Annotated in this window: 1 protein-coding gene; it reads left to right on the forward strand. The window is 64.5% G+C overall.

Translation table 11 applies throughout. The annotated features are described in order from the left end of the window. Nucleotides 1-363: phage regulatory CII family protein (locus VJI94_RS08065; RefSeq protein ID WP_324008973.1), on the forward strand; the 363-nt coding region annotated here is incomplete at its 5' end. Between the last annotated feature and the right edge of the window lie 26 nt (nucleotides 364-389).

The raw sequence follows: 389 nt of genomic DNA on the forward strand, positions 1-389 counted from the left end.
GCCTCCCGGCATCATCGCGACGCGTTCGTTCCGATAGATGTCGTGGCCGATCTGGAGCCGCTGGCGCAGGAGCGTGAGGGCTGGCCGCACGTCACCCACGCTTTGTGCCGGTTGATGGGCGGGGTGTTCGTCCCCTTGCCCGAGGTTCCGGCCGAGGGCGGCGATGTGCTGATCCTGATGGGTCGCGTGTCGAAAGAGGCGGGCGACGTAGCCCAGACGATCTGTGACGCCATGGCCGATGGCCGGGTGTGCGCGGTGGATCAGTCCGCGATCCAACGTGAAGTCGACCAACTTATCGAAAAGGCGGCCGCGCTACGCGCGCTGGTCGCTTCCATTCCTGTCTACAAAGGAAAATGCGCATGAAATTGTCGCTTCCGGCCGTGGTGCCG

The sequence above is a fragment of the Parvimonas sp. D9 genome (genome assembly GCF_035282565.1).
Classification (GTDB): domain Bacteria; phylum Bacillota; class Clostridia; order Tissierellales; family Peptoniphilaceae; genus Parvimonas; species Parvimonas micra.